Raw genomic sequence first — 13,692 nt, 5'->3', positions numbered from 1 at the left:
CGCTAGACTGCGCCGGAAATTGCCCAGTTCAACCTTGGAATCACCGCAAAGCCTCATCGCGGCGCACAAGTTGCGCCTGGACCTGGCCCTGCAGCTGCTGCAGCAGGCCGGCGCCATGCTGCCCGATGCCGAGCCTTACTCGGAGGTCTGGCTGCAGGGCATCCTGGATGCCTTGTGCGACCTCTCGAGCAAGGACGCGCTGACCGGCCTGGTCAATCGCCGCAGCTTCGAGATGGCGCTGGCGCGCGAGGTGGACCGGGTGGCGCGCTCGGGTGAGCCGGCGCTGCTGCTGGTGCTGGACATCGACCATTTCAAGAAGGTCAACGACACGCACGGTCACGCGGCGGGCGATCTGGTCATCCGCGCGGTGTCCCAGTCGATCGCGCAGACGGTGCGTCCGATGGACACGGTGGCACGGATCGGCGGCGAGGAATTCGCCATCATCCTGCCCAACTGCCCGACGTCGTATGGCGTGACGGTCGCGGAACGCATCCGGCAACGGGTGCAGGCCCTGGCGATCAGCATGGGCAACGGCCAGCCGCCGTTGACCTGCACGATCAGCATCGGCGGGGCGTTCGCGCCGCAGTGGGTGCGGTCGTCGACGCTGATCTGGACGGAGCGGGCGGACCGCCAGCTCTACCGCGCCAAGGCCGAGGGCCGCAACCGCGCCTGCCTCGAGAGCCATGTGGACTCGCTGGTGAGCGCCGAGGAAAAGGGCATGTTGTTCGCCGTAACGCAACAGGATAGTGAATGAGCATGACAACAGCTCCTGCTGCACCGAATGCCCGTGGAGGCGCTCGCACCTTGGCCGTCACGAGTGGCAAGGGCGGCGTGGGCAAGACCTTCGTGACCGCCAACCTGGCCGCTGCCCTGGCCGCGCGCGGCGAGCGCGTGCTGGTGCTGGATGCCGACCTCGGCCTGGCCAACCTGGACGTGGTGCTGAACCTGCACCCCAAGCTCACGCTGCATGACGTGTTCACCGAGCGCTGCTCGCTGGACCAGGCGATCCTGCCGGCGCCCGGCGGCTTCCATGTGCTGCTGGCCGGATCGGGCATGGTCGAGTACTCGCGGCTGACGCCGGACGTGCGTGACAAACTGCTGCACATCCTGGAAGTGGTGCGTCCGCGCTTCGACTTCGTGCTGCTGGACACCGGCGCCGGGATCTCCGACGTGGTGCTCTTCGCGGTGTCGATGGCGCATGACGTGCTGGTCGTCGCCACGCCGGAGCCGACCTCGCTGACGGACGCGTACGCGACCATCAAGGTGCTGGCCACGCAGCAGGAACGCCGTCTGGTGCGCCTGATCATCAACCAGGCCAACCGGCCCGGCGAGGGCAAGCTGATCTGCGGCCAGTTGCAGCAGGTGCTGCAGCGCTTCGTCGGCCCGCAACCGGGTCAGACCTTCAAGCTGGAGCTGCTGGGCGAGGTCAAGAACGACCAGATGGTCCGCCAGGCGGTGCTCAAGCGCCAGCTGCTGCTGGAGCATTACCCGGGCAGCGATGCCGCGCAGGGCATCCGCGGCCTGGCGACCAAGATCCTGGAACAATCCGCCGGTCACGCCTGAGGATTGAAGTTCCCGATGTCTGATTCCCCTGAAGGCGCCGCCGAAGCCGCGGCCGCCCCCGCCACGCCCTTCGACTGGGTGGGCGGCGAAGACGCCGTGCGCCGGCTCGTCGACCGCTTCTACGACCTGATGGACCTGGAGCCGCGTTTCGCGCAGCTGCGCGCCATCCATCCGACGACGCTGGACGGCTCGCGCGACAAGCTGTTCTGGTTCCTGTGCGGCTGGCTGGGCGGACCCGACCACTTCGTCGAGCGCTTCGGCCATCCGCGGCTGCGCGCGCGTCACATGCCCTATCGCATCGGCATCGCCGAGCGCGATCAATGGATGTCGGCGATGACGCAGGCGATGGCCGAGTGCGAGCTCGATGTCGAGCTGCAGCGCCGCCTGGCGGCGTCCTTCGCCCACACGGCCGACTGGATGCGCAACGTCTGACGGCACCGGCACCGGCGGCGGCAGCGACGCGCGTCGCCGCGCCCCTGGGATGCCGAATTGATGTAAACGATGCTGCCAGCGTGCATATCTGACACGCCGCGCCGTCGCGTCACAGGGCCGATGAACACGGACCGCGCGGCTTCGTCTACCGTTGCGGCCATCATGTCCACGCTGTTCCACGACGATGAGGTCGGCATCGATGCCAATCCCGACCTGCTGCATGTCCGGGTCGACGACGGTCGCCTGTGGCTGTCCGAGGACGCCCGGGAGGACATCGAGGTCTGCGCCGGCGATTGCCCGGACACCGACAGTCCCATCCTGATGCTCAACTTCCTGCGCGCGGCCTGCGTGCGGCTGCAGCATGTGGATGTGGACGGCGACGAGGCCGAGCACGCGTTCATGTCCTTCTGCGTGCTCAAAGGCCTGGAGCACGCCATCGAGACGCACTGGCAGGGCGCTGACAGCGTCGGCGAGTTCCGTCCCGAGCGGCTGCTGATGGCCTTCACGACGCCGTCCTCGCCGTACACGAGCCTGATGCTGCATTGATCACGCCGTCGAGGCCTTCCGTGGAGCCTCGACGTCGCCCCGACGACAAGGCGCCGGCCACGCGATGCGTGCCGGCGCCTTGTTCATTCCCGCCTCGATCCAGCCTCAATCGACGCGGAACGCGAAGTCCTGCTGGAAGCGGTGCTCGCCCGGGCAGACGTAGCGCGACTTCAGCGTGCCCTCGATCGCGTTGGAGAAGGCACGGCGCGTCCGCGAATCCATCGCGCCAGACAGCGTCTGGATCTGCACCGCGACGACCCGTCCGCCCTGGACATCGGCCACGACACGGAACAGCGCCTCGCCGGTCCAGTTCACCGACGGCATCTCCGGCGACGCCATCTGCGTGCAGACCGCGCCCACCGACTTGACGACGTCCTTGACCGGCGGCGCCACGGGCGGGGCGACCTCGCCCTTGCCGCCCGGCGTGACGGCGAAGTCCTCCCGCGTGCGGCCGTCGGTGATGCCGGTCGTCTGGATCACGGGGTCCACCGTCGGGGTGATCGGCACCGGCGGAATCGGCACCTCGATCTGGCGCGGCATCGGGATCACCGGCGGCGGCACCTGCAGCGGCTCTGGCGGCTTGGGCGGGTCGACCTCCTTGTCCTTGACCGTCTTGACCTGGATCGGCGGCGGCGCCTCCGTGGCGTGGCGCTGGAATCCCTTGACCAGCGCGCCCACCATCAGCAAGTGGACAACACCCACCAGGATCAGCCCGGTGGTGCGAGCGCTCGGGGCCTGGATGCGACCGCGAATGGCCGCGGCAGAAGCAAAGGACATGCGTGTTCCCTCCCCATCATGACGATGGCAACGTGTGTGAAGACTCAAGTTGTTGAGAACTGTTCTCGACTACGCCGGCATGGGCGGAGACTAGCCGGGAGCCCCCTCGGGCGCAATCGGCTGTTCAGGAAAACAACGCTTCGGAGGAAAGGGAAAACACCGTCAGGTGGCGTTCAGCAACACCATCAGCGCACCGGCGCCGCCGTCCGACGCGCGCGCCTGGACAAACGCCAGCACCTCCTGCTTCTGCACCAGCCAGCGCCGTACACGCGCCTTCAGCACCGGCTCGCGTCCCGGCGAACCATTGCCCTTGCCATGGACGACGCGCACGCAGCGCAAGCCCCTCCGGGCGCTGTCGTGGATGAAGTGGCCCAGCGCCTCGCGGGCCTGGTCTCGCCGCAAGCCATGCAAGTCGATCTGCGCTTGCAGCGACCAATGACCGCGGCGCAGCTTGCGCACCGATTCAGCCGAGATCTCCGGACGTCTGAACGACAGCGTCTCGTCCGTCTCCAGCAACGAATCCACATCGAAATCGTCCGACAGCGCCTGCTGCCACGCCCGCTGCTCATCCAGCTCGCGCTGACGGGGCTCGGGCTCGGGGCGCCCCGCGTTCAGGATCACCCGGTTGCTGTCGGGCAGCGGGACGACCTCGCCCACGGTGCGCTCGAAGATCCGCGCCTCGTGCTCGCGCAGCCGCGCCAGCGCGGCCTCGCGCTCGCGACGCTCCTCCTCGGCGCGCTGGCGAAGCTTCAGTTCTCGATGCAGCGTCTGCAGGTCTTGCAGGCTGCGCAGTCGGTCGGTCACGGCAGGCCCAGGTCGGTCATCGGTACGGCATCGCCCGCGCCGACGATGAAATGGTCCAGCACCTTCACGTCCACCAGCGCCAGCGTCTCGCGCATCACGCAGGTGAGCTCGACGTCCTGCGGCGACGGCTCGGTGTGGCCGGAAGGATGGTTGTGGACCAGGATGACGGCGGCGGCGTTCAGGGCCAGCGCGCGCTTCACCACCTCGCGGGGATGCGCAATGGTATGGGAAAGGGTGCCCTCGAACAGGGTCTCCAGGGCGATCAGCCGATGGCGGACGTCCAGGAACATCACAGCGAAGCACTCCGCGCCGCGGCCCGCGTAATGCAAGGTGAGGAAGGCCCGCACGTCGGCGGCGGACTCGAAGACCGGCGCGCGCTGCAGCGTGTGGGCATAGGCGCGCCGGGCGAGTTCCAGCACCGCCATCAGCGTGCAGCGCTTGGCGGGGCCCAGCCCCTTGAAATCCCCCAGCCGGGTGAGGAGATCCCCCTTGAGCAGGTCGGCGACGCCGCCGCAATGGGCGAGCAGGTCGTCGGCCAGGTGCAACACCGAGCGCCCGGGCAGGCCCGTGCGCAGCAGCACGGCGAGCAGCTCGGCGTCGGACAGCACCGTGGCGCCCCGGGCGAGCAGCTTCTCGCGTGGGCGCAAGCTGGCGGGGAGGGCCTGGAGGCTGCCCGGGGGCAGGGCGATCGGAGCGGGATGAACGGTCATGGCGAGACTTCGGGGAAGGACATCGGCGCTACAGCCTAAAATCGCGCCTCGTTCCAAAAAATCCCCCCGACTAGTGAACCCCGTTCAACCAGGCTCGTTCCTGACCTTGCATTACCGGCTCAGCGGGCCGGACGGCCAGGAGCTGATCAACACCTTCGCCGACAAGCTGCCGGCCACGCTGACGCTGGGCGCCGGCGAACTGGCCCCCGCGATCGAGGCGCGCCTGATCGGCCTGCCCGAGGGCACGCACACGCGCATCGAGCTGGCGCCGGGCGAGGCCTTCGGCGAGCGCAACCCCGAGCTGCTGCAGCGCGTCAAGCGCAGCCTGATGCGCGAGCTGGGCGATCCGGACGAGGAGTATCACGTCGGCGACGTCGTGCAGTTCCCCACCCCCGATGGCCAGGGCCAGTACGCGGGCGTGGTGCGTGAGCTGGGCGCGGACTGGCTGTTGTTCGACTTCAACCACCCGTTGGCGGGACAGCCCGTCAGCTTCGAGGTGCAGCTGATCGGGGTGCTGTGATGACCGCCACGGACGTGAACATGAAGGACATCGTGCTGGCGGAGCCGCGCGGCTTCTGCGCCGGCGTGGACCGCGCGATCGAGATCGTCGAGCGCGCGCTGAAGAAGTTCGGCCGCCCGATCTACGTGCGTCACGAGATCGTGCACAACACCTACGTGGTCAACGACCTCAAGGCCAAGGGCGCGATCTTCATCGAGGACCTGGCCGAGGTGCCCGCGGGCGCGACGCTCGTGTTCTCGGCGCACGGCGTCAGCCAGGCGGTCCGCAAGGAGGCGCAGCAGCGCGGCTTCCAGATCTTCGACGCGACCTGCCCGCTGGTGACCAAGGTCCACGTCGAGGTCGCCAAGCTGCACCGCGAGGGCTACGAGTTCATCATGATCGGCCACAAGGGGCATCCCGAGGTCGAGGGCACGATGGGCCAGCTCAGCGACGGGATCTACCTCGTCGAGGAAGCCTCGGACGTGCCGCACGTGCGGGTCAAGGATCCGTCCCGGCTGGCCGTGGTCACGCAGACCACGCTGAGCGTGGACGACGCGGCCGAGATCCTCGCCGCGGTGAAGCGTCACTTCCCGCAGGTGCGCGAGCCCAAGAAGCAGGACATCTGCTACGCCACGCAGAACCGCCAGGACGCCGTCAAGGTGATGGCGCCCCAGGTGGACGTGGTGGTGGTGGTCGGCAGCCCGACCAGTTCCAACAGCAACCGGCTGCGCGAACTGGCCGAGCGCCTGGGCACGCCCGCCTACATGGTGGACGCGGCCGAGGATGTGCAGGCCGAATGGCTCGATGGTCGCTCCAAGGTCGGCCTCACGGCGGGCGCCTCGGCACCGGACGTGCTGGTGCAGGCCGTGATCGCGCGGCTGCGCGAGCTGGGCGCCACCACGGTGCGCACGCTGCCGGGCGTCGAGGAGCACGTGCGCTTCCCGCTGCCGATGGGCCTGGGCGACAAGTCGATGGCCGAGGTCACCAGCGATCGATCTTGATCGCCGCGACGCCCGACAGGGCGCCGCCCGGAGCCGCGCGGACGGACCGCTGACCGCGCGCTGACCTCATCCCCATGCCGAGGGCCCCCGACGGGCCGCCCTCGGTGCAGAACACGAAAGACACACCATGCTGGACATCACCCTGCTGCGCAAGGACCTGGACGCCGTCATCGAGCGCCTGCAGCTGCGCAAGAATCCGCAACCCTTCCTGGACATCGAGCGCTACAAGTCGCTGGAGACCGAGCGCAAGCTGGTGCAGACCCGGACCGAGGAGCTGCAGGCCAAGCGCAACCAGCTGTCCAAGCAGGTCGGCATGCTCAAGGGCAAGGGAGAGGACGCCAGCGCCGTGATGGCCGAGGTCGCCGGCATCGCCGACGAGCTCAAGACCGGTGCCGAGCGCCTCGAGGCGATCCAGGTCGAGCTCAACACGATGCTGATGGGCGTGCCCAACCTGCCTGACGAGAGCGTGCCCGCGGGCGCGGACGAGACCGGCAACGTCGAGGTGCGCCGCTGGGGTCAGCCGCGCAGCTTCGATTTCCCGGTCAAGGACCATGTGGACCTGGGCGCCCCGCTGGGCCTGGACTTCGAGACGGGCGCCAAGCTGTCGGGGTCGCGCTTCGCGTTCCTGAAGGGCCCGGTGGCCCGGCTGCACCGCGCGCTGGCGCAGTTCATGCTGGACATGCAGACCGAGCAGCATGGCTACACCGAGTGCTACACGCCCTACATCGTCAACCGCGAGATCCTCGAGGGCACGGGCCAGTTGCCCAAGTTCAAGGAGGACATGTTCTGGGTGCTGCGCGGCGGCGACGACGAGCAGGCGGAGCAGTACCTGATCTCGACCTCGGAGATCTCGCTGACCAACTCGGTGCGCGAGACCGTGCTGCAGGCCGATGAGCTGCCGATCAAGCTGACGGCGCACAGCCCGTGCTTCCGCTCGGAGGCCGGGTCGGCGGGGCGCGACACGCGCGGCATGATCCGTCAGCACCAGTTCGACAAGGTCGAGATGGTCCGCATCGAGCAGCCGGAGCACAGCATGGCGGCGCTCGAGGAAATGACCGGCCACGCGGAAGCCGTGCTGCAGGCGCTGGGCCTGCCGTACCGCACGGTGCTGCTGTGCGCGGGCGACATGGGCTTCGGCGCGGTCAAGACCTACGACCTGGAGGTCTGGCTGCCGGCGCAGGACACCTACCGCGAGATCAGCTCGTGCTCGAACATGGGTGCGTTCCAGGCGCGGCGCATGCTGGCGCGTTTCAAGAACGCGCAAGGCAAGAACGAGCTGGTGCACACGCTCAACGGCTCGGGTCTGGCGGTGGGGCGCACGCTGGTGGCGGTGCTGGAGAACTACCAGCAGGCCGACGGCAGCATCACGGTGCCGGAAGCGCTGCGCCCGTACCTGGGCGGCAAGGACGTGCTGAAGGCCTGAGGGGTTGAAGCACGGTGAGGCGGCAATCGCACAATGTCGAGAGACTTGTTGCCAGGGTCGCCAAAACCTCGCTATACTCTTAGGCTTAGTCGCTAACAACCACAGCGATCACCGAATACCGGAGAGGTGGCAGAGTGGTTGAATGTACCTGACTCGAAATCAGGCGGACGGAAACGTCTCGGGGGTTCGAATCCCCCCCTCTCCTCCAAGATGAAGGCTCCTCTGCAAAGAGGGGCCTTTTTTCTTTGTCCGCGCGTCTCCAAGGCCGGGACGGCCTTCAGCCCACGAGCTCGGAAATCTCGATCAGGTTGAGGTCGGGATCGCGCACGTAGACCGAGCGGATCTTCCCCGTGGCGCCGGTGCGGAGCACCGGTCCTTCGACGATCGCGACCTGCGCGGCCTGCAGCCGCTCGATGACCTGCGACAGCGGCACGGAGGCGATGAAGCACAGGTCCAGCGCGCCGGGCACCGGCGTGTGGGCCTTGGGCTCGAACTCATGGCCCTTCACATGCAGGTTGATCTTCTGCTGGCCGAATTGGAAGGCCCTGCGCGACACCGGCGGCGTGCCGCCGACGAAGGTCTCCAGGCGCATGCCGAGCACCTCGCTGTAGAAATGGATGCACGCGGCTTCGTGCGACGTGGTGAGGACCAGATGGTCGAGATGATCGATCACGCAAGCTCCTGAAACGGGACAACAGGCCTTGGACCGCGAAGGCCGGACGCGCCGCCACTCTACCTGTCGAGCTTCCTGGAGCGGCTTCCGGCCATGTGCCTGGGGGCGCTCCTCGGGCGTCCCTCGCTCCCCATGGGTAAGCCCCGTCAGTCGATGACCTACGCGGACTTCCTCCGCTGGCGGCTACCGGCGGCCGGCGCGTTTCCGTACAACGTCCACATGCGTCAAGGCGAGCCCACGTTCGCCGCGACAGGCCACCGCTCCACGAAAGCCACGCCATGCTGGACCGCCGAAACATCGGTAGCGCTTCCCCGACATCGCTCGTGCGACTCCGCCGCTGGATCATCGGCGGCAACCTCGCGCTGGCGCTCGTGCTCTTCGCTGCCGTCGGACTGAGCCTGAACAACGCGCGCGAGGGCGATGAAGACGCCGCCCGGCTCACCGCGGAGAACCTCGCCGCCAGCATGAGCAGCGAGATCGCGGCGGAGATGCGCCTCGTGGACAACGCGCTCGCGTCGATCGCGGAGCGCTACGCCAGGACCTCCCGGCAGGAAGACCGCGCGGACCTCCTGACGCAGATGGCCGCCGAGCAGCATGTGCTGCTCAAGCACGTGACCGCCGTTCGGGTGGTCGATGCGACGGGCCAACTGGTTTCCAGCGACCAGGACGTGGCCGAACCTCTCCATCTGGGCGATCGCCCCTATTTCGAGCAAGCCCGCGCGCGCGACGCGACCGTCGTGTCCGAACCCATCCGTTGCCGCACCGTCCATGCGTGGTGCATCGTCGCGGCGCGCCGGCTGATCAACGCCGAAGGCGGCTTCGACGGCATCGTGCTGACCGAGTTGACCTCCCGCCACTTCGCGCAGCTCTTCGCCGGCATGGAACTCGGCCATTCCGGCGCGATCTCGATGCGGGCCAACGGCAGCCTGCTGCTGGTGTCGCGCTACTCGGTCTCCGAGCCCGAATCGGTGAAGGGCCTGGGCGAGGCCGTCGTCTCCGACGCGCTGCGCGCCAACCTCGCGCGCAATGCCGACCGCGGCTGGTATGTGACCCGCACGGCGCTGGACAAGGTCGAGCGCATCACCGCCTATCGCCGCGTCGCCGGCTATCCGTTCACCGTCTACGCGGGGCTCAGCACCGGCGAATACCTCGGTGCCTGGTATCGGCAGGCCGCGGAGATCATCGCGCTCGTGGCGCTGCTGGTCGCGCTGATCGGCGGCATCTCCGCGCTGCTGTACCGCGGCCAGCGCCGCGAGCGGGAAGGGCGCCTCGCGGCCGACCGCACCGCGCGCGAGCAGGCGCTGATGCTCGAGAACGACCTGGTCGGCATGGTGCGGCTGAAGTCGCGGATCGTGCAGTGGGACAACCGCGCCGTGGAACGCATCCTCGGCTACGGCCCGGGCGAGCTGCGCGGCGTGTCCATGCGCGACCTCTACCTCGACCAGGCGACCTTCGACCACATCGGCCGCGCCGGCTATGGCGCGCTCCATGCGGGCGAGCGCTTCCGCACGCAGGTGCAGATGCGCCGCAAGGACGGCTCGCCGCTGTGGATCGACCTGAGCGGCATGCTGGTCTCGGAGGACGAGAGCCTGTGGATGCTCGTGGACATCGACGCGCTCAAGCAGAGCGAGGAAGCCGCCTACGGCATGGCCTTCCGCGACGCGCTCACCGGCCTGCCCAATCGCAGGCTCTTCGCCGAGAAGCTCGCCGACGCGCAGGCCACCGCGCTACGCGCGAACGCGGGCCTCGCCGTCTGCTACCTCGACCTCGACGGCTTCAAGCCGGTCAACGACCGCCACGGCCACGAGGCGGGCGACGAGGTCCTGCGGCAGGTCGGTCAACGGCTGCAACAGGCGCTGCGGGCCAACGACATCGTCGCGCGGCTGGGTGGCGACGAGTTCGCGCTGGTGCTCGCGGGCAACAGCGACGCCGGCAGCGCCCGCAGCGTGCTGCAGCGCTGCCTGTCGGAGATCGAGCGCCCGATCGGGATCGGCGGCGGCAGGACCGTCACCGTGAGCGCGAGCATCGGCATCATCCTGGCGCAAGGCGCCTGCGAGACCGCCGCGGTGCTGCGTGCCGCGGACGAGGCCATGTACGTGGCCAAGCGCGCCGGCAAGGGGCGCATCCACTTCGGATCGACCGCGTCGCCGGATGCGGCCTGCACGCTGGCGCCGGTCGCGGCGGCGCGCCTGGTGGCGTAAGCCCCGCACGATGTTGACAATAATTCGCAATTGCGAGGAATTCTCATCTATAGTGCCGACCCGACTGCGCACCGCCGCCGCCAGCGCGCCTCGTTCCACCACACGCTGCCGACATGACCCTCTTCCGGACCACGAAGATCGGCGCCTGGCTGACCCCGCTGCTGCTGTGCGCGGGCGCCCAGGCGCATTCGCCCTATCTCAAGCCCAACACCTTCAACGCCGAGGAACAGCGCAAGCATGTGACCGTCGAGGCGTCCTTCGCCGAAGGCGACTTGCGCCCCGACGTGGCGATGAAGTCCGACACCTTCCAGGTCGTCCAGCCTGACGGCAGGAAGCTGCCGCTGGTGCCGGCCGCCGTCCTCAAGGACGCGAGCTACCTGGAAGTGCCGCTGGGCGCGGGCAACGGGACCTACCTGGTGTCCTCGGGCGTGCGCAAGGGCCGCCTGGCCAAGGGCCTGCTGCGCGACGGTCAGGTGCACTTCGCCGAACGCGCCGAGGACACCAAACCCGGTGACCAGCCCATCGAGGTGCAGAGCATCACGCGGGCCGACGTCTACGTCAGCCGCGGCCGCCCGAGCAAGGTCGACTACGACACGGAGGGCGTCGAGATCTACCCGGTCACGCAGCCCTACGACCTCTACGCCGGCGACACCGTCACCGTGCGCGTGCGCGAGAACCGCAAGCCGCTGGACGGCCAGACGCTGACCGTCATCGCCGACGGCCAGAACTACGTCAGCAAGAAGCAGCCGGAAGTGGACTTCCGCACCAACGCGGCCGGCGAGGTCAGCTTCAAGCCGGCGACGGCCGGCCTGTACCTGCTGCAGGTCCGCGTGCGCCGCGCCTCGCCCGACAACCCCGCGCTGTGGCTCAGCCACACCGCCACGCTCACGCTCGAAGTCCAGCCCCAGCCATGAACCGTCTTTCCATGATCGCCAAGTCCGCCGTTTCCCTCCCGTCGCTGCACCTGCCGGTCGCGGCGCTGGCCTTGGCCGCGTTGACGCTGCTGATGGCGGGGCCGGCCTCGGCCGCCTCGCATTCGTCCACCACCTTCATCAGCGAGCAGGACATCAACGGCGACGGCAAGGTGTCGCTGACCGAGTTCAAGCTCGGGCGCGAGGTCGAGTTCCTCCGCATGGACTTCAACGCCGATGGCCAGCTGAGCGAGGCCGAGTACCTCGGCGAATTCGAGGGACGCCTGATGGTGCGCCTGAGCAAGATCGCCGATCCGGAAAAGCGCCGCGAGGAGCAGCAGCGCCAGATGCGTCAGGCCAAGGTGCGTTTCGGCGTGCTGGACACCGACAAGAACGGCAGCATCAGCCTCGAGGAGTTCATGGCCACCGGTCTGAGCATGTTCAAGATGCACGACCGCAACCAGGACGGCGTGGTCGACGAGGTCGATGTGAAGATCGCCGAGGACGAGCGCAAGGCGGGCAAGACGAGCTTCGTGTCGCCCTGATTCGTTCGCTCTGACGAAGGCCGCACGGTCCGCGGGAGCGGACCGGCGCGGAGGCCTCAGCCGCGCAGCGCGTTCAGCGTCATCGGGCGGCTGGCGGCCAGGCGCGGTGCCTCGGCCAGCATGTTCAGGTCGGTGAGGAAGCGCTCGAACTCACGGCCCTTGTCGTAGAAGGCGTTGGCGCCGTTGTTCACGCACAGCGGCCCGTAGATCTCGGCGTCCCGGTTGCTCAGCACGAGGATCGTGCCGCCGAAGCCCGCGATGCGCAGCTTGCGCAGCACTTCCAGCCCCGACCCGGAGGCCAGCGACAGGTCCAGCACCACCACATGCGGACGCGTCAGCCCGACGGTGCACAGCGCCTCCGCCTCGGTGGCGGCGATGCCGACGACCGACAGGAAGGGCTGCTCCTTCAGCGCGGCGAGCAGATGCTTGCGGACCAGCGGAGAGTCTTCGACGAGTACGACTTTCATGATGGTGTCAATTTTGCGCTTTTCGAATTGACAAAACCATGTGGGAAACCGAGTGGTTGCGCTATCGCGTGACTTTCTCTGGAGCCCCGGCCGCACCAGCCCCCATCCAGGGGGAGTCCCCGACGGACGTGGCTTCCACGCATTGTTCGTCCCCGGCCGGGCGCGCACACTGGCCCGAATGCCAGCTCCCGGATCGCCTCCTCCCGAGGGCCTCCCGTCGGCGATGACGCCTCTCCCTCCCGTGGGTGCCCCCACGCCCGTGCCGACGGCCGCACCCGGCCTGACACGGCGCGGTCTGCTGGCCGCCGGGGCCCTCCTCGGGGCGACGTCGGCCATGCCCGGAACGGTCGCCGCCGCGGAGAAACCGCTCGCAGCGCCCGCGCGCAAGCGGGTCGTGCGCGCGCTGGTCGAGAGCTGGCCGCCTTATCTCATCCCCGGCGCTGACGGCACGATGCGCGGCCTGGACGCCGAGCTGCTGCAGGCGATCTGCCGGCAGGCCGGTTATGAACTGGCGTGGATCCGCGGGCCGGCGCAATGGCGCAAGCGGCGCTTCCGGGAGCTGCAGAACGACCAGTTCGACCTGATCTTCTCGGCCACCCCGGTCGCGACCTTCGCGGCGACGGTCATGTACACGCGGCCCTACCGGAACGAGACCTTCATGCTCGCCGCGGCGGCTCGTCTCGACGGCCGACTGGACGTTCGGCTGGACGGTGTGCGTGGTTTCGAGGAAGTCCTGCGCCGACGCCTCACGCTGCTGCATGTGGACGCGTTCAGCCTGGGCGCGGACTTCGAGGCCTGGCGGCCGCGCCTGTCCGAGGCCGGCCTGCTGATTCCGTACCAGACGACCCGCCAGGGCGTGGACATGCTGCGGCTGGGCCGCGCGCCGCTGATCCTGGGCGATGACCTCGACCTGCACGCGCAGGCGCGCGCGCTCAACCTGCGCCTGGTGCGTCAGCCCTTCGGCGCCAGCGTGCAGCCGGTCAGCCTGATGGTGAGCCGGCGCCGGCTCGATGAATCCGACGTGAGCCGGCTCGATCAGGCCATCCATGCACTCGAGCAGCGCGGGGATCTGGCCGCGATCCGGAAACGCCACGGCGCGGCCTGAACTGCTACAACGGCAGCCTTGCCCGCGGCCGTCTG

General features: G+C 68.6%; 16 protein-coding genes and 1 tRNA gene. 12 read left to right on the top strand and 5 right to left on the bottom strand.

From position 1 onward, the window contains the following. Positions 1–34 precede the first annotated feature (34 nt). The 4 genes from ACNI65_RS14985 (at position 35) to ACNI65_RS14970 (ending at position 2,541) form a co-directional block, all read left to right on the top strand. Entirely contained in the window at positions 35–754 is a 720-nt protein-coding gene (locus ACNI65_RS14985; RefSeq protein WP_416757646.1) for a GGDEF domain-containing protein, read from the top strand. Beyond that, a complete protein-coding gene (locus tag ACNI65_RS14980) occupies positions 751–1,563 on the top strand; it encodes a MinD/ParA family protein (protein ID WP_416757644.1) in 813 nt (270 codons plus the stop codon). Before ACNI65_RS14985 ends, ACNI65_RS14980 begins: the two co-directional genes overlap by 4 nt. Positions 1,564–1,578: 15 nt before the next feature. Next, entirely contained in the window at positions 1,579–1,995 is a 417-nt protein-coding gene (locus ACNI65_RS14975) for a group II truncated hemoglobin (protein ID WP_416757643.1), read from the top strand. A gap of 162 nt (positions 1,996–2,157) precedes the next feature. After that, positions 2,158–2,541, top strand: a complete 384-nt coding sequence (locus ACNI65_RS14970; RefSeq protein WP_416757641.1) for a hypothetical protein — start codon at positions 2,158–2,160, stop codon at positions 2,539–2,541. 105 nt (positions 2,542–2,646) lie between these two features. Here ACNI65_RS14970 and ACNI65_RS14965 read toward each other — a convergent pair whose 3' ends face one another. The 3 genes from ACNI65_RS14965 to radC all read right to left on the bottom strand — a co-directional run bounded on the left by ACNI65_RS14965 (position 2,647) and on the right by radC (position 4,832). After that, a complete protein-coding gene (locus ACNI65_RS14965) occupies positions 2,647–3,318 on the bottom strand; it encodes a hypothetical protein (protein ID WP_416757639.1) in 672 nt (223 codons plus the stop codon). 162 nt (positions 3,319–3,480) lie between these two features. Next, positions 3,481–4,122, bottom strand: coding sequence for a Smr/MutS family protein (locus tag ACNI65_RS14960; RefSeq protein WP_416757637.1), 642 nt, complete (start codon positions 4,120–4,122; stop codon positions 3,481–3,483). Then, positions 4,119–4,832 (bottom strand): RadC family protein, encoded by a 714-nt coding sequence (gene radC / locus ACNI65_RS14955; protein ID WP_416757636.1) that lies wholly within the window; start codon positions 4,830–4,832, stop codon positions 4,119–4,121. Before radC ends, ACNI65_RS14960 begins: the two co-directional genes overlap by 4 nt. Before the next feature lie 73 nt (positions 4,833–4,905). On the opposite strand from radC, the gene ACNI65_RS14950 reads away from it, so the two are divergent. From ACNI65_RS14950 to ACNI65_RS14935, 4 genes are all read left to right on the top strand, one after another. Beyond that, positions 4,906–5,352: an FKBP-type peptidyl-prolyl cis-trans isomerase gene (locus ACNI65_RS14950; RefSeq protein WP_416757635.1), complete on the top strand. Its 447-nt coding sequence runs from the start codon at positions 4,906–4,908 to the stop codon at positions 5,350–5,352. Then, entirely contained in the window at positions 5,352–6,332 is a 981-nt protein-coding gene (gene ispH / locus ACNI65_RS14945) for a 4-hydroxy-3-methylbut-2-enyl diphosphate reductase (protein ID WP_416757633.1), read from the top strand. The genes ACNI65_RS14950 and ispH overlap by 1 nt, the downstream gene beginning before the upstream one ends. 127 nt (positions 6,333–6,459) lie before the next feature. Further along, entirely contained in the window at positions 6,460–7,755 is a 1,296-nt protein-coding gene (gene serS / locus ACNI65_RS14940) for a serine--tRNA ligase (protein WP_416757632.1), read from the top strand. Between the two features lie 120 nt (positions 7,756–7,875). Further along, a tRNA-Ser gene (locus ACNI65_RS14935) sits at positions 7,876–7,963 on the top strand. A 69-nt stretch (positions 7,964–8,032) separates the two neighbouring features. Here ACNI65_RS14935 and ACNI65_RS14930 read toward each other — a convergent pair. Continuing rightward, the gene (locus ACNI65_RS14930) at positions 8,033–8,428 is read right to left on the bottom strand and encodes a VOC family protein (RefSeq protein ID WP_416757631.1); all 396 of its coding nucleotides are present in this window, start codon (positions 8,426–8,428) and stop codon (positions 8,033–8,035) included. Between the two features lie 278 nt (positions 8,429–8,706). On the opposite strand from ACNI65_RS14930, the gene ACNI65_RS14925 reads away from it, so the two are divergent. The 3 genes from ACNI65_RS14925 to ACNI65_RS14915 all read left to right on the top strand — a co-directional run bounded on the left by ACNI65_RS14925 (position 8,707) and on the right by ACNI65_RS14915 (position 12,085). Then, on the top strand, positions 8,707–10,629 hold the full coding sequence (locus ACNI65_RS14925) for a diguanylate cyclase domain-containing protein (protein ID WP_416757630.1): 1,923 nt from the start codon (positions 8,707–8,709) through the stop codon (positions 10,627–10,629). A 113-nt stretch (positions 10,630–10,742) separates the two neighbouring features. Then, positions 10,743–11,543, top strand: coding sequence for a DUF4198 domain-containing protein (locus ACNI65_RS14920; protein WP_416757628.1), 801 nt, complete (start codon positions 10,743–10,745; stop codon positions 11,541–11,543). After that, on the top strand, positions 11,540–12,085 hold the full coding sequence (locus ACNI65_RS14915) for an EF-hand domain-containing protein (RefSeq protein WP_416757627.1): 546 nt from the start codon (positions 11,540–11,542) through the stop codon (positions 12,083–12,085). Before ACNI65_RS14920 ends, ACNI65_RS14915 begins: the two co-directional genes overlap by 4 nt. Before the next feature lie 56 nt (positions 12,086–12,141). Here the strand turns inward: ACNI65_RS14915 and ACNI65_RS14910 are convergent, their stop codons facing one another. After that, positions 12,142–12,552 carry a response regulator gene (locus tag ACNI65_RS14910; protein WP_416757626.1) on the bottom strand — a complete coding sequence of 137 codons (411 nt, stop codon included), beginning with the start codon at positions 12,550–12,552 and terminating at the stop codon, positions 12,142–12,144. A 241-nt stretch (positions 12,553–12,793) separates the two neighbouring features. On the opposite strand from ACNI65_RS14910, the gene ACNI65_RS14905 reads away from it, so the two are divergent. Next, the gene (locus ACNI65_RS14905) at positions 12,794–13,657 is read left to right on the top strand and encodes a substrate-binding periplasmic protein (protein ID WP_416757624.1); all 864 of its coding nucleotides are present in this window, start codon (positions 12,794–12,796) and stop codon (positions 13,655–13,657) included. Positions 13,658–13,692 lie beyond the last annotated feature (35 nt).

The sequence above is a fragment of the Roseateles sp. So40a genome, from assembly GCF_048081605.1.
Lineage (GTDB): Bacteria > Pseudomonadota > Gammaproteobacteria > Burkholderiales > Burkholderiaceae_C > Roseateles.
The sequence above is the reverse complement of the archived record's forward strand: the minus strand, read 5'-3'. Positions and strand labels throughout refer to the sequence as shown.